Source organism: Prosthecobacter sp. (assembly GCF_044222565.1).
In the GTDB taxonomy this organism is placed as follows: Bacteria; Verrucomicrobiota; Verrucomicrobiia; order Verrucomicrobiales; family Verrucomicrobiaceae; genus Prosthecobacter.
In genome coordinates, this window is the sequence record NZ_JBGANA010000001.1 from 137,424 (window position 1) to 157,972 (window position 20,549).

General features: G+C 59.8%; 20 protein-coding genes. 11 read left to right on the forward strand and 9 right to left on the reverse strand.

The genetic code is table 11. The features are described from left to right. The first annotated feature begins 9 nt into the window (after positions 1-9). A complete protein-coding gene (locus tag ACILSR_RS00580) occupies positions 10-381 on the forward strand; it encodes a metallopeptidase family protein (RefSeq protein WP_395747773.1) in 372 nt (123 codons plus the stop codon). Between the two features lie 6 nt (positions 382-387). On the opposite strand, the gene ACILSR_RS00585 is transcribed toward ACILSR_RS00580, so the two are convergent. From ACILSR_RS00585 to ACILSR_RS00605, 5 genes are all read right to left on the reverse strand, one after another. Beyond that, positions 388-1,107 (reverse strand): RDD family protein, encoded by a 720-nt coding sequence (locus ACILSR_RS00585; RefSeq protein ID WP_395747774.1) that lies wholly within the window; start codon positions 1,105-1,107, stop codon positions 388-390. Between the two features lie 17 nt (positions 1,108-1,124). Next, positions 1,125-1,823, reverse strand: a complete 699-nt coding sequence (locus ACILSR_RS00590) for an RDD family protein (protein ID WP_395747775.1) — start codon at positions 1,821-1,823, stop codon at positions 1,125-1,127. 72 nt (positions 1,824-1,895) lie between these two features. Continuing rightward, complete coding sequence (gene recR, locus ACILSR_RS00595; protein WP_395747776.1) at positions 1,896-2,507, reverse strand: recombination mediator RecR; 612 nt, start codon at positions 2,505-2,507, stop codon at positions 1,896-1,898. A gap of 17 nt (positions 2,508-2,524) precedes the next feature. Continuing rightward, positions 2,525-3,811: an adenylate/guanylate cyclase domain-containing protein gene (locus tag ACILSR_RS00600; protein ID WP_395747777.1), complete on the reverse strand. Its 1,287-nt coding sequence runs from the start codon at positions 3,809-3,811 to the stop codon at positions 2,525-2,527. Next, a complete protein-coding gene (locus tag ACILSR_RS00605; protein ID WP_395747778.1) occupies positions 3,801-5,483 on the reverse strand; it encodes an AAA family ATPase in 1,683 nt (560 codons plus the stop codon). Before ACILSR_RS00605 ends, ACILSR_RS00600 begins: the two co-directional genes overlap by 11 nt. 132 nt (positions 5,484-5,615) lie before the next feature. On the opposite strand from ACILSR_RS00605, the gene argC reads away from it, so the two are divergent. From argC to ACILSR_RS00640, 7 genes are all read left to right on the forward strand, one after another. Further along, entirely contained in the window at positions 5,616-6,665 is a 1,050-nt protein-coding gene (gene argC, locus ACILSR_RS00610; protein ID WP_395747779.1) for an N-acetyl-gamma-glutamyl-phosphate reductase, read from the forward strand. 4 nt (positions 6,666-6,669) lie between these two features. Further along, entirely contained in the window at positions 6,670-7,956 is a 1,287-nt protein-coding gene (gene argJ, locus ACILSR_RS00615; protein WP_395747780.1) for a bifunctional glutamate N-acetyltransferase/amino-acid acetyltransferase ArgJ, read from the forward strand. Between the two features lie 27 nt (positions 7,957-7,983). Continuing rightward, positions 7,984-8,841, forward strand: coding sequence for an acetylglutamate kinase (argB, locus tag ACILSR_RS00620; protein WP_395747781.1), 858 nt, complete (start codon positions 7,984-7,986; stop codon positions 8,839-8,841). A gap of 28 nt (positions 8,842-8,869) precedes the next feature. Beyond that, complete coding sequence (locus ACILSR_RS00625) at positions 8,870-10,081, forward strand: aspartate aminotransferase family protein (RefSeq protein ID WP_395747782.1); 1,212 nt, start codon at positions 8,870-8,872, stop codon at positions 10,079-10,081. 12 nt (positions 10,082-10,093) lie between these two features. Beyond that, entirely contained in the window at positions 10,094-10,996 is a 903-nt protein-coding gene (gene argF, locus ACILSR_RS00630) for an ornithine carbamoyltransferase (RefSeq protein WP_395747783.1), read from the forward strand. Positions 10,997-11,002: 6 nt separating this feature from the next. Then, positions 11,003-11,815, forward strand: a complete 813-nt coding sequence (gene murI / locus ACILSR_RS00635) for a glutamate racemase (RefSeq protein ID WP_395747784.1) — start codon at positions 11,003-11,005, stop codon at positions 11,813-11,815. A 61-nt stretch (positions 11,816-11,876) separates the two neighbouring features. Continuing rightward, complete coding sequence (locus tag ACILSR_RS00640) at positions 11,877-12,992, forward strand: LptF/LptG family permease (RefSeq protein ID WP_395747785.1); 1,116 nt, start codon at positions 11,877-11,879, stop codon at positions 12,990-12,992. A 7-nt stretch (positions 12,993-12,999) separates the two neighbouring features. Here ACILSR_RS00640 and ACILSR_RS00645 read toward each other — a convergent pair whose 3' ends face one another. Further along, positions 13,000-14,298, reverse strand: a complete 1,299-nt coding sequence (locus tag ACILSR_RS00645) for an amidohydrolase (protein WP_395747786.1) — start codon at positions 14,296-14,298, stop codon at positions 13,000-13,002. Positions 14,299-14,338: 40 nt separating this feature from the next. Further along, positions 14,339-15,508: an alpha/beta hydrolase fold domain-containing protein gene (locus ACILSR_RS00650; RefSeq protein ID WP_395747787.1), complete on the reverse strand. Its 1,170-nt coding sequence runs from the start codon at positions 15,506-15,508 to the stop codon at positions 14,339-14,341. 59 nt (positions 15,509-15,567) lie between these two features. Between ACILSR_RS00650 and ACILSR_RS00655 the strand changes: the two genes are divergently transcribed. Beyond that, entirely contained in the window at positions 15,568-17,022 is a 1,455-nt protein-coding gene (locus ACILSR_RS00655; protein ID WP_395747788.1) for a DUF1501 domain-containing protein, read from the forward strand. A gap of 89 nt (positions 17,023-17,111) precedes the next feature. After that, entirely contained in the window at positions 17,112-18,056 is a 945-nt protein-coding gene (locus ACILSR_RS00660) for a TraB/GumN family protein (RefSeq protein WP_395747789.1), read from the forward strand. A gap of 7 nt (positions 18,057-18,063) precedes the next feature. Here the strand turns inward: ACILSR_RS00660 and ACILSR_RS00665 are convergent, their stop codons facing one another. After that, entirely contained in the window at positions 18,064-19,035 is a 972-nt protein-coding gene (locus tag ACILSR_RS00665) for an SIS domain-containing protein (RefSeq protein WP_395747790.1), read from the reverse strand. A 70-nt stretch (positions 19,036-19,105) separates the two neighbouring features. Here ACILSR_RS00665 and ACILSR_RS00670 point away from each other — a divergent pair, with 70 nt between their 5' ends. Next, positions 19,106-20,164 (forward strand): hypothetical protein, encoded by a 1,059-nt coding sequence (locus ACILSR_RS00670; protein ID WP_395747791.1) that lies wholly within the window; start codon positions 19,106-19,108, stop codon positions 20,162-20,164. Between the two features lie 53 nt (positions 20,165-20,217). Here ACILSR_RS00670 and ACILSR_RS00675 read toward each other — a convergent pair whose 3' ends face one another. After that, the gene (locus tag ACILSR_RS00675; protein WP_377162274.1) at positions 20,218-20,451 is read right to left on the reverse strand and encodes a ferredoxin; all 234 of its coding nucleotides are present in this window, start codon (positions 20,449-20,451) and stop codon (positions 20,218-20,220) included. Positions 20,452-20,549 lie beyond the last annotated feature (98 nt).

The window sequence follows — 20,549 nt, forward strand, 5'->3', positions numbered from 1 at the left end:
CCACCGGACATGCGCTTTCAACGCCTCCAAACCATCGCCACCAGCGTCGTCAAAGACGCCATGCTGGCGCTTCCGGCGGACATTCGCAATGAAGCTGCCGACTGCCGCATCGAGTTCGTCGAGATGGACGCCTTGATCGACATCGATGAAGACCTCGATCCCGACTTGCTGGGCCTGTTTGAGGGCAATGCGCGCTGCGATCCCCTGCCGGAAACTCCTGACGAGATGCCGCGCATCCGCCTGTTTCTGGACAACTTGTGGGACGACTGCAGCGGCGATCTTGCAACCTACCGCAATGAGGTCCGCATCACATTTCTCCACGAACTGGGCCACTACCTCGGCCTGGATGAGGACGAGGTCGCAGCCCTGGGTCTGGCGTGAGTCCGATCAGGCGTCGGGGGGATTGCCCTCGATGACGTGCGTGCCGGCGATCAAATCATGAATGCAGCGGCGGTCTGTCTGGAAGATGAAGCAGATGTCCACGAGGCTGTAGATAGGCCCAAGGCAAGGAACGGCGCCAATCAGGCCGTTGACCAGAGCGCGGAGCAGGAAAGCCTTCACGAACCCCGGCTTTTCAGCGCCTGGATAGGTGGCGATGCGGATGCCCAGGACTCTCTTACCGGGAGTCTGGCCGCGCGTGGCCAGCATCACAATGTTGATCACCAGCAGTGCAAGAAAGCCGAGGAGCATGCAGCCTCCGGCGATCATGGCCGTCGGGTTTAGTTCGGGCTGCCGTCCGTTGTCAGACATGGCAAAAATAAAGAAACCATAAGGAACGCCGACGAGGATGGCCCCGAGAAGGCCGTCCAGCAATGCAGCGCCAAGGCGTTTGCCCAGATCCGCCAGCTGCACATTTCCAGCCAGAACAGGAGTCTGCACATTAGCGCTGGGGGCCGCATAAGGATTGAACACCCCGGCGTTATAGGGCGAAGTTGAAACGGCCGTTGAAACGGCAAAACGCGAGCTCAACGGCTGCCATTCTCCCATGCCCTCCGTCCAAAAAAGATCGTCCGGCATGAACTGTCCGGAGCTGAGACCTGATTGAATGGCATCTTCGGCGAAAACACCGAGTTGCTGGCCGTTGCGTGCGATGTGGATGGTGGACATAAAATGGAATTAATGGTCTAGACTTTGATGACATGCGTTCCGCCAATCTTGTCATGGAGACAACGCCGATCTTCATTGAAGATAAACAAAGCATCAACAAGGCCATACAGGGGAACTAAACCGAGCAGACCGCGGCCGACCAGGGATCTCAGAAAAACAATCCGCATGAAGCCAGCCTTGGTGGAGGCATCCATTTCAGCAATTCGAATGCCCACGATTTTTTTCCCAATGGTCTGCCCCTCGGTGGCGATGAGGATCAAATTGGCGATGCAGAGGATGATGAACAAGCCTGCAGCAACCATGTCCTGGATGTCATTGGTTCCCTGCATCTTCATTTCGTCCATCACAACGGCAGGCATGAAGCAGAGAATAATTGAAACGTAATCCAAAATCAGTGCTACAAACCGCGACCCTGCGGAAGCTCGTTCCACAAAAGGCCGGGAAACAGCCTGGCGCGGACTGCCCGAGAGGCTGCTAGGCGGTGTCGCATAGGGATTGAACACAGGCGCCTGCACCGGCGCGGGCGCAGGCAACGACTGCACGGGCTGCTTCATCGATTGTTGAAACAGGGACTTCAGCCCCTGCCACTCGGCCATTCCTTCGCACCAGCACCAGTCAGCCGGTTGGAAGTAGCCCGTCTGCAGTCCTTCCCGAATCTGAGATTCGTTGAATTCCCCCATTGTCTGGCCATCGCGCGCAACTTGATAAAGATTCATAGAGATACCCACCTCCTTCTCCCGATTTTCCCTCAAATTGTCTAGCAAAGAATAGGGTCAGTCCATTATTTTTTACTGGCCCATCTTCCGCCGGCCGTGGAGGGCCTGATACAAGGTCAGCTCATCCACATGATCGAGTCCCCCGCCCGCAGGCATCCCTTGGGCCAGCCTGCTCACGGCCACACCCGCTGGGCGCAGCAGATCGGCGATGTAGCTGGCGGTGGCCTCCCCTTCGACATCGGAACCGAGGGCAAGGATGACTTCCTCGGTGTGGAGGTCGCGGACGCGATTGACCAGAGACTCCATCCTGAGGTCTTCAGGGGTGACGTTGTCGAGGGGAGAGAGCCTGCCGCCGAGCACATGATACAGTCCTTGAAATGCACCCGAGCGCTCCATGCGGAGCACATCCGCAGCCTGCTCCACCACACACAGGAGCTGCTGCTGGCGGCGTGGGTCATGGCAGAGCAGGCAGTCGCTGCCAGTCTCGATGAAGAATCCGCAGTCCGCGCAGGGAATGATGCGGTCCCTGGCCTCTAGCAGGGTGTTGGACAGTGCGGAGATGCGCTCGTCACGCATCTGCAGCAGCCAGATCATGAGGCGCTCCGCACTGCGTGGCCCCAGCCCCGGCAGCGATTTGAGCTGCGCGATGAGACGCTGGATGGCCGGTGGATAGTCGATGCGCACGGCGAAGAGGACTCAGGTCAGGAGGCAGCGAGTTTGCGCGAATGTTTTGGCGTGTCTTTGCCGGAGGAGGCCGGTCCTTTGAGCGCCTGCTCGACGCGCCCGATGAAGTATTTCAAAGGAGCGTCTTCACGCTCCACGATGACGGCGTTCCTGAAGCTTTCCAGGGACTGCTTCAGCTCGCCTTTGCGATACTGCACCACCCCCTGCCAGAAGGCGTCGCGCGCACGTATCTCGGCCTCGGGAAGGCTGCCCTTCTCTGCCAGCAGTTCGTAAACCTCGCTCATCTGGCTGGAGCCGGCTGTGCTGACCATCTCCATCGGCCGCACTTCGGCATGATCCTTCGCCAGCGCATAAGTCCTGGCGCTCATCAGCACCTTGCTGCCGTATTCGGCATTCAGAACACACAGCTGCGAGGCAAAATCGATCACGTCTCCCACTGCGCTGAAACTTTCAAAGTGGTGAATGCCGAACAATCCGCACACTGCGGGACCCGTGCTGAACGCCACCCCGATCTGAGCCTTTTTGCCAAATCGCTGCTCGATCTCACGCGTCAGCGTGCCCAGATGCATGCGTAGAAGCGCCGCCACCTGCACTGCCTGCCGGGCATGCTGCTCGTCCGCAAGCGGGAAGCCGAAAAAGACGCGCACCTGCCGGGCATTGCAGTCGTCCAGATAGGCGCCACGGCTGATGAGGAACTCCGTGATGCTGCGCTGGAAATGGGTGGCCAGCTCTTCAAACTGCCGCGCCTCGATGCCATTGGAAAGCTCTCCATGGTTCAGCATGCGGCAGGTCAGCACTGTGATCTCCCGGCGCTCGGTCATTTTTGCCGGATCGTTCTGATCCGCGAGTTTTTCAAACAACCGGGAAGAAAGCCGGCCGACGAAGTAGTCGCGCATGACATGGCAGCGGTAGGAATTGACCGAGCCGCCCACCGCGATCCCGGCGATGCCGGCAAACCACATCGCCAGAGCACCGGAGATGGGCTCAAACAAGACGCCGTTCATCGCCATGATGCAGGCAAAGGAGGTGGTGAGAAACGTGCCTCCGAGCAGGAAGGCAAAACGCCTCCACTGGGAGGTCATCTCGATGCATACCCAGGCGCTGACAAAAGCCATGACGGTGTAATAGGCATACTGCAGAAAGAGGATCTGCTTCAGGCCGCCCGCCGGCAAAACAAAGCCTCGCGCAAAGAGCACGGCAAACCAATCGGCGGTGCCTTTGAACCAGCCAAAGTGGTACATGGCCAGCATGGGGATGCAGACGAGCACGCCAATGAACATGGCGGTGGCGTGATTACGATTCATGGGCAGGAGCGTCGGGGGTGATGTCGATGATGTTTGCAGCCGGGCGCGCGGGGTGGCTGCGGCAGGCGTTCACCACGAGGTCGCTGACGTACTTGTCGGGATGGGCGACTGCGTCGGCGGTGATGGCGAAGCGCGTCTCCCCGGTGCTGCGGGTCACGAGCTTGAGACCGAAAGGATAGTCTTTGAAGAGCTTCACGCACAGGGCCTCCACATGCATCCCCTCACGCTGCGCCCGTGTGGCGACTGCGGCGATGGCGTCGCTGTCGAAGTCCAGCATGAAACCGTTCTCACGCTGAAAGCGCTCGGCAAAGGCGCGTACCTCGCCGGCATGGGCGGCACCGCGCTCTCTGAACTGGCTGGCCGCCTCGGCACGATAGCGGATGAGCGTCTGCTCCGGATCGGTGACGAGCGCGGCGTCGATCTGCAGTTCTGGCAGGTCGAGGCTGGGCATTTCGAATTTGAAGTCGCGCAGCACGCGCTCCCACGCAGTGACCAATCCGCGAGCGCCGGTCTTTTCCTCTTCCGCACGGTGGGCAATCTCGCGCAGGGCGTCATCTTTGAAAATGGCCTTCACCCCGTAGGCGGCGAACTCCCGCTCATACTGGCGGATGAGGCTGCCTTCGGAGTTTTTCATGATCTGAAACATGTCATCCGCGCTGAGCGGATCACAGACCACACGCACGGGCAGGCGGCCGATGAATTCCGCCTCGAAACCGTAGTCGATGAAGTCCTTGGTCCGCGCCTCACGGAAGAGGTACTCGGCGGAGGTGGCTTTCGTGTCTGAGGAAACAAAACCGATGGATTTCCGATTGGTGCGCTTTTCGATGAGCTTTTCCAGACCGCCAAAGGCGCCGCTGACAATGAAGAGGATGTTGCGTGTGTTCACGACCTCGCGGCCGGTGCGGCCCTTGCGGGTGTCAAACATCATCTGCATCTGGCTGCGGATGTCATTCGGCGCATAGAGGGCCACTTCGGTTTCCTCCATGAGCTTCAGCAGGGTGGTCTGCACGCCGCGCCCGCTCACATCCCGACCAATGCGCTCGGGCCCGCTGCTGAGCTTGTCGATTTCATCCAGATAGATGATGCCGTGCTCGGCCAGTTCGATGTCACCATTGGCCTTTGCCACGAGATCACGCACCAGATCGTCCACATCTGCGCCGACATAGCCGGTTTCGCTGAACTTGGTGGCATCTGCCTTCACAAACGGCACGCCAATCAGATCGGCGATGTGTTTGACGAGGTAGGTCTTGCCCACACCGGTCGGACCGATGATGATGACATTCTGCTTGGAGAATTCGAGCCTGGGACCGCCGGAGTCAGAGGCGCGGTCGTCACGCAGCATCCGGGCGTGGTGGTAGTGATCGCACACAGCAGTGGCGAGAACTTTTTTGGCCTCGTCCTGGCGGATGACGAAACGGTCGAGGTGCGCCTTGATGTCTGCCGGACGGTAGTTGAACTCGAAGACTCGGCCATTGTCCGGCTTGGTTTCCTGGACTGGCTTTTCCTCCCCGTCAGGAACGGGGCGTCCGCCAGGGCCTTCGACGCGGGTGAAGAGAACCTGGCCACCCAGGGTGTTTTTGATGAAGTCCTCCAGTTTGCGCGTGATTTCCTCCGGGCTTCCGGGCGCTTTGGTTTTTTCGTGCTCTGGGGATTCAGGCGTGGGTTCGCTCATGGGGAGCTCAGACAGTGCGCTAGGCGAAGCCCGCTGACAAGCGGCACGATGCGTGCTGTGCCCCCGGCAAGAAATGATCTTTTTCCGGGTTGCACGGCCCCCATGACATCCCATACTCCGCCCCCCGCAATTATGTCAGCACCCGTCAAAGTCGCCGTCGTTGGAGCCAGTGGTTATTCTGGAGCTGAACTGCTGCGCCTGCTGCTCAGGCACCCGAATGTGGAGCTGGTGGCGGTGACCTCGCGGTCGCTGGCCGGCAAGGCATTGTCTAAAGAATTCCCGCGCTTCCGCGGAGTGGGTGTCGCGGACAGGCTGACCTTCACCGTGCCTGACGCCACCGCTTTAAAAGCCGCCGGCGCCGAGATCGCCTTTCTGGCGGTGCCGCACGGCGTTGCTGCTGAATACGCCAAGCCGCTGCTGGAGCTCGGCCTCAAGGTGATCGATCTCAGCGCGGACTTCCGCCTGCGCAGCGCGGCCTTGTACGAAGAATTTTACGGGCACGCGCATCCTGCGCCTGAGCTGTTGGATGAAGCTGTCTATGCCCTGCCGGAAATTCGTGCAGAGCAGATCAAAGGTGCACGGCTCATCGCCTGCCCGGGCTGCTACCCCACGAGCATTCTGCTCCCGCTCATTCCTTTGCTGAAGGCAGGACTGCTTACGGAAGCTCCTCTGGCGGTGGCCAGCATGAGCGGAGCCAGCGGTGCCGGGCGCAAAGAAAGCATTCCCCTGCTCTTCTGCGAGGTGCAAAACAGCGTGCGCAGCTACAGCGTACCGCTGCACCGCCACCTCAGCGAAATCGGGCAGGAACTTGCCCTCGCCGCAGGACGCGAAGTGAAACTTTCGTTCGTCCCGCACCTCATGCCGACCCATTCAGGCATCTGCACCACGACCTTCGCGCAGCTTCAGGCGGGGGTGACGATTGAACAAATCACCGCAGCCTTGCATTCGGCCTACGATTCCGCCCCCTTCATTCGTTTGCTGGGGGTGAACCAGTCTCCAGACACCAAAAACGTCACCGGCACCAATTTCGTGGACATCGGCTGGTCCTATGACGCCCGTGCCGGCCAGCTCATTCTCATGAGCACGGAGGACAACATCGGCAAAGGCGCCTCAGGCCAGGCCGTGCAAAACATGAACCTGATCTGCGGCTTTGAGGCCACCGCAGGCCTGCTGTACGTCTGATTTTATGGCGACCAAAGCACACGACGAACGCGAATGCCGCGTCTCCTTCAAAGTTATCGACGGCGGCGTGACCGCTGCGAAGGGTTTCCGCGCCAGCGCCGTGACCTGCGGCATCAAAAACCCCGAGGCCACCCGTCTGGATCTGGCGCTCATTGTTTCCGACACACCGACGACGACGGACGCGGTCTTCACGACCAACAAGGTCCGTGCCGCATGTGTGCGAGTGTGCCAGCAGCACATCAAGGAAAGCGACACCCGCGCCATCATCGCCAACAGTGGCAACGCCAACGCCTGCACCGGTGTGCAGGGCATTCAGGATGCCAAGGCCATGACCAAGGCCGTCGCCGAACAGCTCGGTGTGAAGATGCGTCAGGTGCTCGTCTGCTCCACCGGCATCATCGGCATGCCAATGCCCATTGAGCGCGTGATCGTCAAAGTGCCCGAAGCCGTTTCAAAGCTGAAGACTGACGGCTCCGAAGACGCCATGCGCGCCATCATGACGAGCGACACACGGCCGAAGACCTTCGCGATTGATGTCCCATGTGGCAAAGGCAGCTTCCGCATCGGCGGCATCGCCAAGGGGGCCGGGATGATCTGCCCGAACATGGCCACCATGCTGTGCTTCATCACCACGGACGCGAAGATCGGCAAGGACGAGCTGCACCGCTCCATGCGCTACGCCGTGGAGAAGAGCTTCAACTGCATCACCATCGACGGTGACACGAGCACGAACGACACCGTCATCGTGATGAGCAACGGCCAGTCCGATGCTCCGACCATCAAGAAAGGCTCCCCTGAGGCAGAGCTCTTCCGCTGCGCGCTGCACAAGGTGATGCTGGAACTGGCCAAGATGATCGTCTGCGATGGCGAGCGCGTGACCAAGTTTGTCGAAATCCGCGTGCGCAATGCCCGCACGCTGGCCGATGCCCGCAAGGTGGCCGAAACCGTGGCGAAATCTCTGCTGGTAAAATGTTCCTTCCATGGCTGCGACCCGAACTGGGGCCGAATTATCCACGCCGTGGGCTATTCCGGCGCGCGAATTCGTGAGGAGCTGATCGACATCTATTTTGGCGGCCTGCAGGCCTGCAAAGGCGGGCTGGCCAACCACACGCCTGTGACGGAACTGGAGAAGGTGGTGAAAGAGCCGAAGTTCACCGTCACCATTGATCTCAATCTCGGCACCAGCGGCTACACGGTTTACACCAGCGACCTGTCCGAAGAATACGTTGACTTCAACAGCGCGGAATACTCTGCCGCCGTCCACGCGAAACGCCAGAAGGGCTTTGCCTGATCGGCCCACGCTTCTCCATTCATTTCGATGAATCCCCTCGACGCTCAAATCACCAAATCCGCCGTACTTCTTGAAGCCCTGCCCTACATGCAAAGCTTCCGTGGCTGCACGTTTCTGATCAAGGTCGGTGGCAGTGCCATGGAAGATCCCGTGCAGGTGGATTCGTTTTTGCGTGACGTGGTGTTTCTCGAGGCAGTGGGGATCAATCCCGTCATCGTACATGGTGGCGGCAAGGCCATCTCAAAGGCCATGACCGAGTCCGGCCTGCAGGCCAAGTTCATCAACGGCATGCGCGTGACGGATGATGAGACGATCAAAATCGTGGAGGAGACGCTGGCCCGCGTGATCAACCCTGAAATCGTGAACAAGATCAACGCCTTCGGCGGCAAGGCCGTGGGCATTCCGGGCACGGAAGTTTTTCTGGGCGAGAAAATGAAGGGCGACCTCGGCTGGGTGGGCGAAGTGAACGACTGCAAGCTGGGCCTGATCCAGGCGGCGGTGGCCGGGGAGTTTGTTCCCGTGGTTTCCCCCGTGGCGCGTGAGCTGGCCTCCGGCAAGACTCTCAATGTGAATGCAGATCTGGCCGCCTGCGGTCTGGCGAAAAGACTCAAGGCAACAAAGCTCATCTTCCTCAGCGATGTACGCGGCGTGATGCGTGATCCCAAGGATGATGACACCCTGATCCCAAGCCTGGACGAAGCCTCGATCACGAAGCTGAAGTCGGAAGGCATCATCAGCGGCGGAATGATTCCGAAGGTGGACTCATCGCTGGATTCGCTGCGTGGCGGCGTGGGCAAGGTCCATCTCATCGACGGCCGCCTGCCGCATGCGCTGATTCTCGAAATCTTCACCGACGGCGGGATCGGTACTGAAATCCATTTGTAATCCTGAGATGAGAACGAGTGATCAATTGATGCAGGAGTTTCTTCTGCCGAACTACGGCCGTTACAACGTCTGGCCCGTGCGTGGCGAAGGCCCCTATGTGTGGGATCGTGACGGGAAGAAGTACCTGGACTTCGCTGGTGGAGTGGCTGTGTGCCCGCTGGGTCATTGCCCTCCGCCCGTGGTGAAGGCGCTCACCGAGCAGGCGAACACACTTATTCACGTATCGAACTGGTACTGCATCGACAAGCAGGCCGAACTGGCGCGCATTCTCGTCGAAGAATGCGTCGGCATTGCCGGCAAGTGCTTCTTCTGCAACAGCGGTGCGGAGGCCAATGAAGGTCTCATCAAGCTGGCGCGGAAATACGGCCAGCAGACCGGCGGACGCTACGAGATCATTACTTTCACCGGTTCTTTCCACGGCCGCACCTTTGGCGCCATGACGGCTACGGCGCAGGAGAAAATCCATGGCGGCTTTGGTCCGCTGCCGCCCGGCTTTGTATACGCTCCTTTCAATGACATTGCCGCCTTGGAAGCTGCGATCACCGACAAGACGGTGGCGATTTTAATGGAGCCGATCCAAGGGGAGAGCGGTGTGAACGCCGTGACGCCTGAGTTCCTGCGCGCCGCGCAGCGCCTCTGCCGCGAGAACAATCTTCTTCTGCTGCTCGATGAAGTGCAGTGCGGCTTTGGCCGTGCCGGCGAGATGGCCGGATGGCGCAGCATCATTCCCGGCGATGAAATTCAGCCGGACGGCATCAGCTGGGCCAAGGCCATTGGCAGCGGCTTCCCGCTCGGCTCCTTCTGGGTTAATGACCGCCGCGATCTGAGCAAGACACTGGGTCCCGGCACCCACGGCACCACGTATGGCGGCTCTCCCCTGGCCTGTGCCGTGGGCATTGCCACCCTGCGCACCATTTTGGACGAGAAGCTCTGCGACAATGCCAAGACGCGCGGAGCGGCCATTGCCGCGGCTGCCTGCGGCTGGAACCATGTGCTGATCAAAGAGGTACGCCAGCTTGGTCTGTTCATCGGTTTTGAACTCAACGCTGAAGCCATCTCGGCGAAGTCCGGCGGCAAGCTGCCCTCCATCTTCCTCGCGCAGCAGCTGCTGGACGCGGGGATGATGGTCACTCCGGCCGGCCCCAACGTGGTGCGCTGGCTCTCGCCACTGAACATCACCGCAGCCCATGCCGAGGAAGGGCTGACCATCTTCAAGAGCGTGCTGGATCAGCTCGCGTAACCCTGCAATGCCATGAACCATCTGCTTTCCATCGAAGAACTGACCCAAGGACAGATCGAAAAGATCGTCGATCTGGCCTGTGTGCTGAAAAAAGACCGCAAGGCCTCGCCGCAGGTGCTCAACGGCCAGCAGTGGGCGCTGATTTTCAGCAAGTCCTCCACCCGCACCCGCGTGAGCTTTGAAGTGGGCATCCGCGAACTCGGCGGTTCAGTGATGTTTCTCTCCAGCGCGGACATTCAACTCGGTCGTGGCGAGCCGATCAAGGACACTGCCCGTGTGATGGGCCGAATGATTCATGGCGCGGTCATCCGCACCTTTGCGCAGCAGGATGTGGTGGATTTCGCCCAATACAGCGGCATCCCCACCATCAATGCGCTGACCGACGACGAACACCCCTGCCAGGTGCTGGCCGATCTGCAGACCATCCAGGAGCGCCTCGGCGGCTGGAAGGGCAGGCGGATCTGCTTCCTGGGAGACGGCGACTGCAACATGGCCCGCTCCTGGATCTGGGCCTCCGTGCATCTGGGCTTTGAGCTCGTCATCGGCGCCCCCAAAGCCTTTCAGCCGCAGGAGAGTTTCATGCAGCGTGTGCCGGCCAAAACGATCCGCGTGGTGGACGATCCCGTCGAAGCGGTAAAGGGATGTGACGTGGTTTACACGGATGTGTGGGTCAGCATGGGCAAGGAGGCCGAAAGCGCCGACCGCATCGAAACTCTCAAGCCCTGGCAGATCAACAGCGACCTTTTAAAGCACGCGAATCCAGGCGCCATCGTGATGCACTGCCTGCCCGCCTACCGCGGCAAAGAGATCACCGACGAAGTCATGGAAGCCCATGCGGAGCTAATCTTTGACCAGGCCGAAAACCGTCTGCATGCGCAGAAGGCGATCATTGTGGAAATCACGCGGAAGAGTTGATTCTACATGAGCACTCCCGTCACAGCCAGCAGCCCTCTCGGCGTTTTTGACTCCGGAGTTGGCGGACTGACGGTAGTGCGGGCTCTGCGTGATCTCCTGCCCAATGAGTCGATCGTTTATCTCGGTGATACGGCACGCGTGCCTTATGGGTCAAAATCTCCCGACACCATCCGGCGGTTCTCCGTGGAGGACACGCAGTTCCTCGTTTCCCATGGGGTGAAGGCGGTGGTGGTGGCGTGCAATACCGCTACCGCGCATGCACTGCCTGTGTTGCAAGCCACCTTTCGCGTCCCCGTCATCGGCGTTCTAGGCCCAGGCGTGGAAGCCACGCTGGCCGATCCCAGTTGCGAACGCGTGGGTATCATCGGCACCGCCGGAACGATCCGCAGCCATGCCTACCAGCATGAGATCGCCATGCGGCGGCCGGACATCATGATCGAGGCCAGGGCAACCCCGCTGCTGGTGCCGTTTGTGGAGGAGGGCTGGACCGACCACCCCGCGCTCAAATCCGTGCTGCGGGAGTATTTGAAGCCGATGCTGGACAAAGGCATCGACACCCTAGTGCTGGGCTGCACCCACTACCCGCTGCTGGTTCCCGTGCTGAAGCGCATGCTGGGCCAGAAGGTGCGGCTGGTGGACTCGGCGCTCACCTGTGCCGCGCACGTCAAGGCCAGCCTGGAGCAAGGCAGCCTTCTGCGGACGACCAAAACCAAGCCTACGCTCGACATTTACCTCACCGACCATTCAGAGCAGGCGGAAAATCTGGCGAGGCGCTTCCTGGGCACGGATTTCGGCAAGGTGAAGAAGGCCGTTGTTTGAGGCAGCCTATGGCAATCTCAAATTGCCCGCCGTGGAAGGCTTGCTAGCCTGAAGCTCCCGCATGTTTCCACGCATCTTTGACCGCTATCTTGGCCGCCAGGTCGCATCCGCCACGCTGATCGGCGTGGCTCTGCTCAGCGGGGTGATGGTGCTGGGCAATGTGTACAAGAAGCTGGACCAGCTGCTGGGCAACACCGAGCTGCCCATCTCGGTGATCGCTGAGTTTGTGATGCTGGTCATCCCCTTCTCCCTCATTTTCACGATTCCCTGGGCCTTCCTGACAGGCATCCTGCTGGTTTTTGGCCGTCTGTCTGCCGACAATGAACTGGTGTCCCTGCGCATGACGGGCATGTCCATGCCGCGCATCTGCGCCCCCGTCTTTGTTCTCGCGGTGATTCTCAGCGGCGTCTGCCTTTGGGTGAACGTGAGCCTGGCGCCTGCGGCGAAGGACCGTATGAAGCGGCTGTTTTACCAGGTGGCGGTGAAGAACCCTGAAACTCTGTTTCAAGAAGGCCAGGTGCTGGAGCGTGTGCCGGGCTACCGCATTTACACCAGCAAGCGCAATGAAAAGACTTTGTCTGACATGCACATCATCATGCTGAAGGACAGCCAGGCTAGCAGCTACATCCACGCCAAAAAAGCCACGCTGCACCCGACCCCAGGCTCGATCGATCTGCAGATGGAACTGGAAGACATGACGTTAGAAAGCACGCCGTCCCAGGGTCAGGACAAGCCCCTGTTTTTCCGGCATTCATGGCTGACGCTCCCGCTCTCCGAAATGCAGAAGGATGCTGTGCGGGTGAACGCGAGCATGAAGACCACCAGCGCCCTGGCAGAGGAGGTGCGGACCTGGAAGGACACCGTCACCGGAGAAGCCCTGACAGCGGTGACGCGCTCCCTCTCTCTGACTGAGCTGAACAAGCGCTACAGTTTTTCGCTGGCCTGCCTCACTTTCGCCCTCGTGGGCATTCCGCTGGGAGTCACGGCACAAAGGCGCGAGACGTCCTCCGGCTTTGCCCTCAGCCTGATCACCGCCACGGTGTACATTGTGTTCATCATTCTGGCGGACACGCTCAATGACAAGCCAGCGGCCATGCCCCACCTCATCATGTGGCTGCCTAACGTGATCTTTCTCGGCATGGGCGGCTGGCTGTTTTACAAGCTCAGCCGGAAATAGCGCCGCCTCATTTTTTGAGCAGCCCAATCACCGCCGAAGTCATTGCCGTCACACCGGTTTCGATGGTTGGCTCCGGCACGGGTTTGAACAACGGTGAATGCAGGGACGGCAGCGTGGAGCCCTTGGCCTTGGCTGCAGCCACCACCGCAGGGGGCTGCGTGCCGAGCCAGAACATGCACAGCGGCACCTTGTCCTTGGTCATGCCGTATTCGGAAAAATCCTCGGCGCCCATCACGGGTTCGCGGGTGAGGACGTTGTCCGCTCCAATGACGGCGCCTATGTATTTGCGCACCTCCTGGCAGAGCTCGGGCTGGTTGTAGAGCGCGGTGGCGCTGTCATCTGAAATAAGCACCTCGGGCATCTTGTCCGCGGGCATGCTGGCGGACTCCGCCTGCGCTTTGACGATGCGCTTGATGGATTCGATGAGGTGCTGCCGGGTTTCCTTCTTGTAGCTGCGCAGAGTGAGCTGCAGGCGCACTTCCTCGGAAATGATGTTGCTCTTCGTGCCGCCATGGATGCTGCCCACGGTGACCACCGCCGGATCCCCCGGCCGCACCTCGCGGCTGACGATGGTTTGCAACGCCAGCACGATCTGCGAGGCGAGCACGATGGGGTCTTTGCACAAGTGCGGCATGGAGCCATGTCCGCCCACGCCTTTCACCACGATTTCCACAGAATCCACATTGGCCAGTGCAAACCCTTCGACGAGGCCGATGGTGCCATGCGCCATATCGGACGAGCAATGCAATGCGACGGCCTTGTCCGGCTTGGGAAATTTCGAGAACAAGCCGTCGCGCAGCATGAAGCGCGCCCCGAGCACCCGCTCCTCCGCCGGCTGTCCGATCATGACCACTGTGCCTTTCCACTGGTCCTTGAGTTTCGCCAGGGCACGCGCCGTGCCGATGAAGCTGGTCATGTGCATGTCGTGGCCGCAGGCATGCATCACGCCCACTTCGCGCCCGAGTTCATCCTTCACCACCTTGGTGCTCGCATAGGGAAGCCCGGTGACTTCCTTCACCGGCAGTGCGTCAAGATCCGTCCGGACGAGAATGACAGGGCCGTCTCCATTTTTCAACACACCGACCACGCCGTTCCCACCCACCTTCTCAGTAACTTCCAGCCCGACCTCCCGCAGCTCCCTGGCAATGCGCGCCGCCGTTTCAGTCTCATGCAAGGACAGCTCCGGATTCGCGTGCAGTTCCTTGTAAAGCGTGACGAGCGACGGCAACTCCTGTTTGACCACCGAAGGAAGATCAGCGCCATTGAGCGAGGAGACGAGCAGCAGGGAGAGAAGAAGCGGCTTCATGGGAAGGAATTAAGCGGACGATTGCGAAGTCTTGCAAGGCTCAGGGCTGTTTGGCGGCGGATTGCGCGTCGAGAAACATCTGGCGCCGGGCTTCGAGCTCGAGCTTTTCTTTTTTCAAGCGCACGAGCTCTTCGGTCATGTGGGCGCGCATGGGACTGTCGTCTTTTTCCGGGCGTGCCTTGGAGGATTCGAGTTCGGCCTGTTGTTTCTGGAGGCGTGCGACGGCATCCATCTGGCCGAGGCGGTGTGCGTCTTGGATCTGCGAGGTGATCTTGCTAAGTTCTTTCTCCTTCATCTCGCTCATGGACAGGATCTGGCGGTGGAATGCGGCTTTGAGCTTTTTTTCCGCCTGCTCGATCTCGCGATCAAACTGCTGCTCGCTGAAGGAAAAGTTCATGGACTCCATCCATTCCGCGCAGCGTTGCGGCCAAGCATTGATCGGCTGCTTATTGTCGCGCATGCCAAAACCGTGGCCTCCCTTCGTGAAGAGGTGAACTTCACAGGGAATGCCAAGCTTTTTGTACTCCAGGTAAAGCACCGTCGCAGCCGTTGGGTTCTGGCCGTCGTCGTGAGCGCAGGCAAGAAACATGGGCGGAGCATCCTTCGGGACGGTGAAACCTTCTTTGAGCTTGGTGGGATCTTTGAGGTCCACGAAGCCACCGCCGTAGATCATGATGCCGAAGTTTGGAAGAGCTGTCTTGGTAGCACGATCACAGGCGATGTGGGCGAGCAGATTGCCGCCCGCGCTGAAGCCGAGGAGACCGACGCGGTTGGAATCGAGATGCCATTCTGTGGCATGCTCACGAACTAGCGCGACAGCCCGGGCGGCATCAGCCGCAGGCTTCTCATGTGGCGCCGTTTCATCGCGGGTCGGAGTGCGGTACTTGAGCAGCACACCGGTGATCCCGATGCTGTTGAGCCACTCGCAGACCTGCGTGCCCTCGTGAACCGCCGAGAGAAAAACGTAGCCGCCGCCGGGGGCGACGATCACACTGGTGCCGTTGGGTTTTTCAGGCCGGAAGACGGTGATCGTGGGCTCGTGGATGTCTGTGATTGTGCTTTTCCCCGCCTTGGTGCGGATGAATTCTTCCGTGCCCTTGGAATGCGGCAGCATCTGCCCCGGAGCGCCGTCGGGCCAGAGTTTGATCTCGATGGGATCAGCGGAATAAATGGGCAGGACACCGAGGAAAAGAAAAAGCAGAGCTTTCATGGTTGTGCCTGCATGATGAAGGAAAGGCACGGCTTTGTCACCCGTAGAAATGAAGGCCCATGCATCCGCTCAACGCAAACCGCTTGCACCTGACCCGCCGCTCCCTGTTTGGGAGGACGGCGCTCGGCATCGGCGGCGCTGCGCTGGGTGGTCTGCTGACGCGCGATGGCTTTGCCGCACAGGCACCAGACGTGGCGGCTCCGGCGCTGCCGCATTTCGCGCCAAAGGCAAAACGGGTGATCTACCTGCTGCAAAACGGCGCGCCCTCCCACGTCGATCTGTTCGATCACAAGCCGATGCTCAAGAAAATGCACGGTACGCAAATCCCTGACAGCGTGGTGGCGGGCAAGCGCTTCAGCACCATGACAGGCGGGCAGACGGCACGACCGGTGCTGAGCGAGATCACGAAGTTCTCACGCCATGGCCGCAGCGGCGCGACGGTGAGCGACTTCCTGCCGCATACGGGGGCGATGGCGGATGAACTGTGCTTCATCAAGTCCATGCACACCACTCAGGTGAATCACGCGCCGGCGATCACCTTTTTCATGACTGGCAGCGAGCAGGCGGGCAGACCAGCCATCGGCTCCTGGTTAAGCTATGGTCTGGGCAGTGAGGCGGACGACATGCCGGCCTTTGTGGTGATGACTTCTCGGGACAAGGAGGCAAGCTGCGGACAGATCTTCTATGACTTCTACTGGGGCAGCGGCTTTCTCCCGTCCAAATATCAGGGAGTCAAATTCCGCGGCAGCGGAGATCCAGTGCTCTACCTGAGCAATCCCGATGGCATGAGCCGCGCAGTGAAGCGCACCATCCTCGATGGCATCGCGGGCCTGAACGAAATGAAGCTGCGCGAGTTCGGCGATCCGGAAATCGCCACGCGCATGGCACAATACGAGATGGCCTACAAGATGCAGACCAGCGTGCCGGAGCTCACGGACTTTTCCGACGAGCCGCAGCACATCCTGGACATGTACGGTCCGGACGTGAAACGCCAGGGCAGCTATGCCTACAACTGCCTCATGGCGCGCCGACTTGCCGAGCGTGGCGTGCGCTTTGTGCAGCTCATGCACGCGGGATGGGATCAGCACCGGAATCTCAACACACAGCTCAAGATTCAATGCACAGACACCGACGCCCCCAGCGCCGCACTGGTGAAAGACCTGAAGCAACGCGGCCTGCTGGAGGACACCCTGGTTATCTGGGGCGGTGAATTTGGCCGCACGCCCTTCCTCCAGGGGAAGATCGAGGACACCAAGCAGTGGGGCCGCGACCACCACCCCTATGTATTCACCGTGTGGATGGCAGGCGGCGGCGTGAAGCCCGGCATGACCTATGGCGAGAGTGATGAGTTCGGCTTCGGCGTCGCCAAAGACGGCGTTCATGTGCATGACTTCCAGGCCACCCTGATGCACCTGCTGGGCATCGACCACGAGCGCTTCACCTTCCGCTTCCAGGGCCGCCAGTTCCGCCTTACGGACGTGCATGGCAGCGTGGTCAGGGCGGTAGTGTCATAAGGAAGCCCCTCTGGATGATCCGTAAGGCCGCAGGGATGAGTCCACATCCCGGTTGCATCCCGCTCCCACTGCGTGTTTGAGTTCTGCTAATGCCTATTTCCCGATTTTTTTTGGCCCTGGCGCTATGCGTCTGCGTGGTGGCGTGCAAACGCGAAGCGGCAAAGGCCGCCGAGAAGCCCGATGCAGCTGCCTTTGTGACCGATGGTGCCGGTGACGGCAGCGTCTGGGTGGTGGACGGCCCGAGCGGTGGCCGCCTCTTCCTGTGCGGGACGATCCACATCCTGCGAGAAAAGGACTACCCCCTGGCTCCAGCATACGAGGCGGCCTACATGTACTCCAACAAGCTGGTGCTGGAACTCCCGCCCGGCGCGACCTCAAGCGCGGAACTCACAACCCGGATGTCACAGCTCGGCCTCTATCCGCCAGAAACTTCGCTGGAGGCAAATGTCAGCAAGGAGACCTGGGACGCCGTGAAAACTTGGGCCGCGAAGCACAACCTGCCTGCCTCCTCCCTGAACAGGTTTCGGCCTTGGTTCGTTGCTCTCATGATCCCCACCGTCGAGTATGCCGCGCTGGGCGCCAAGCCGGACAAAGGCGTGGACACCTACTTTGAGGAGCGGGCGAAGAAGGACGGAAAACCCGCCGAAGGTCTGGAAACCGTGGAGTTCCAAATTCAGCTCTTCGCCGCCCTCACCGAAAAGCAGCAGCGCGACCTGCTGGAACAAACGCTGGGGGAAATCAGCTCCGTGAAAGAAGAGTATGAAAAAATGATCAAGGCCTGGAAATACGGCAAACTGGACGATTTGAAGGAAATGCTGTTTCGCGAAGCGGAGAAATACCCGGACCTGATGAACCTTTTCCTCACCTCCCGCAATCTGTCCTGGATCGACCGTCTGGAGCAGATGCTCAAACGCGGGGAGAAGGCCATGGTTCTGGTGGGCACTGGTCACATGACCTCGGATTCAGGCCTGATCGAGCTGTTCCGCAAGCGCGGCTACCGCGTACGTCATTACCGTGAAGTAACGGACTTCTAATCCTCCCTCACACAAGCCTCAGCCGAGTAAGGTCCTGCGTGTCCACCATGCCGACAGGCCTGCCCGCCTCGTCCACGACCACAAGGTCATCGACACGGTTTTTCTCGAATGTGGCCAGGACTTCAGCGGCGAGCTTGCCAGCCTGGATGCTTACCGGACGCGGAGTCATAAAGGCGCTCACGGGCTGGTCGGCGATGGCATTGTTCTTCTGAAAAGCACGTACGAAGTCGCCGTGAGTGAAGACACCGGCGAGGGTGCCATCCGGATTGGCCACAATGGCGGCCCCGCTGCGGGCGCGGGTCATGGCCTGGAGAGCTTCCCGCACCACGGTATCCGGCTGGATGACAGCGAGCTGATCGCCGCTGCGCATGACGTCGCTCACCCGGGTGAGCAGGGCTCGTCCCAGCGAGCCGCCGGGGTGCAGCCTGGCAAAGTCTTCCGACTGAAACCCCCGGGCCTCCAGCAGGGCCATGGCCAGCGCATCGCACAAAACAAGCATCGTCGTCGTGCTGGAGGTGGGGGCCAGATTGAGCGGGCAGGCTTCCTGAGTGACGTGGACGTCAAGCACGACATCCGCATTCTTGGCCAGAGTGGACGCCATGCCGCCGGTGATGGCGATGATCGGAATATCGAAACGTTTCAAATGAGGCAGGAGATCCAGCAGTTCAGAAGTCTCCCCGCTGTAGCTGAGCATGATCGCCATGTCGCCAGGATCCACAACCCCAAGGTCTCCGTGCAGAGCATCGCCCACATTGAGCAGGACAGTGGTGGCTCCCGTGCTGTTGAGAGTGGCGGCCAGCTTGCGCCCGATGTTTCCGCTTTTGCCCACGCCGCAGACGATCAGCTTGCCGCGGTTGCGCACGCCTTTGAGAAGTAGTTCGATGGCGCGGGCGAACGATTCGTCAATGCGGGCATGCAGCCGCTGCAGTTCATCAATTTCCAGCTGAATGACGCGGCGGGCTTTTTCGGGGTAATTCATGGGACCAGGAACTTTAGGCGGGGACTGAGATGCAGCAACCAAGTGCTTGTGAACGAAGAATTTCCCCGCCATGATTGGCGACGACCCGTCTGATCTGTTTTTTTCATCAATGACTTCTGGCTCCATTGGTTCTCACCGCGCCTTCATGGGTGTTAGCATCACTCTGTGCGTCATCCTGTCGTTGACGCTCTACGTGGGATGGCGGGTGTATTTCTTCAGTCTTTCCAATCGCAACACCCTGATCGAAATGGCTCAAAAGGCTGAGCAGCGGAATCACGAACTGGAAAGCATGGGCATTTCCTTTGATGCCGCTACCACCGAGGGAGCGGCCTCCTCCACACTGCCCAAGATCGCCTCTGGCAGCGATGAGACGCTCAAAATCTCCGCCCCCATCACGGCCTCCACCGCATTTACCTCCAGCCAGGCCAGCGCCACCTTTCCCGCGGAATCCACCATCAGGGAGATGCCCTTGCTGGAAACCACGGATGAAGTCGTTCAAGCAGTCGCTCTTCTGGATCAGTATTGGAAAACCACCGAATGGAAGGAACGTGTTTCGCTGGTGGCTAATTCGGAAAGGGTGGCGCCGCTGATGAAGGACTTTTACGAAACTCAGGGAGGGAAGGACCCCGTTCCGGGCAGCATGCTCAGCAAGGCGCGTTATAAGATCAATGACACTGAAATTCTTTATTTCAGCTACGCCAGCAGCCGGCCTACAGGATCGTTGGAAGTGGCCATGCTGCGCGGCCCTCAGGGCACCTTCCTCATCGACTGGGAAAGCCTCTCTGGGTACGGTGAATTGTCATTCAATGATTTCCGCACGCAGAAGCCCTCCAGACCTGTTTTCATGAGGGCCTACGTCCGCCTCTTTGAGTACTACAATTACGAATTCTCGGATTCCAAAAAATACCTCTGCATCAAGCTGATTTCCGAAAACGGAGAAAACTCGGTTTACGCCTACTGCGAACGCGGCAGCGCGCTGGCCCGGTCGATCGATGCCGATCTCATCTCCACCGGCCCGTCTGGATTCAAGGGCTACACCATGCTGGTGTCATTCCCGGCAAATGCGCAGTCCAACCAGTGTGTAAACCTGGAAAAAGTCGTCGCTCAACGCTGGCTCAGTCTACCCTGAAACAGCTGCTGGCGGTTCATTCCGAACTGCGGCCGCAGCCACGTCTCACGGCATTATTCGCCGTCGCGGCCGATCGCTTCCACGGGGCAACCCGTCAGCGCTTCTTCACAAAGGGCGCGCTCCTCATCAGACTCCGGCTGCTTGTACAGGAACGAATGGCCGCCGTCGTCGTCACGCTTGAAGTTTGCCGGTGCTGTTTCGCGGCAGAGGTCGCAGTCAATGCACTGGTCATCGACATAATAGGCTCCGGGAGCGTTTTGGGCGTATTTGTTAGCAGCGTCAGCCATGGGAATCTGGAAAGGTAAGGGGGTGGGGATAGTAGTTCCCGCCCCCCGGGTTTCAAACGGTTTTTTGTCCCCCCTTCCCTCCGCCCCTCCCGATTGAC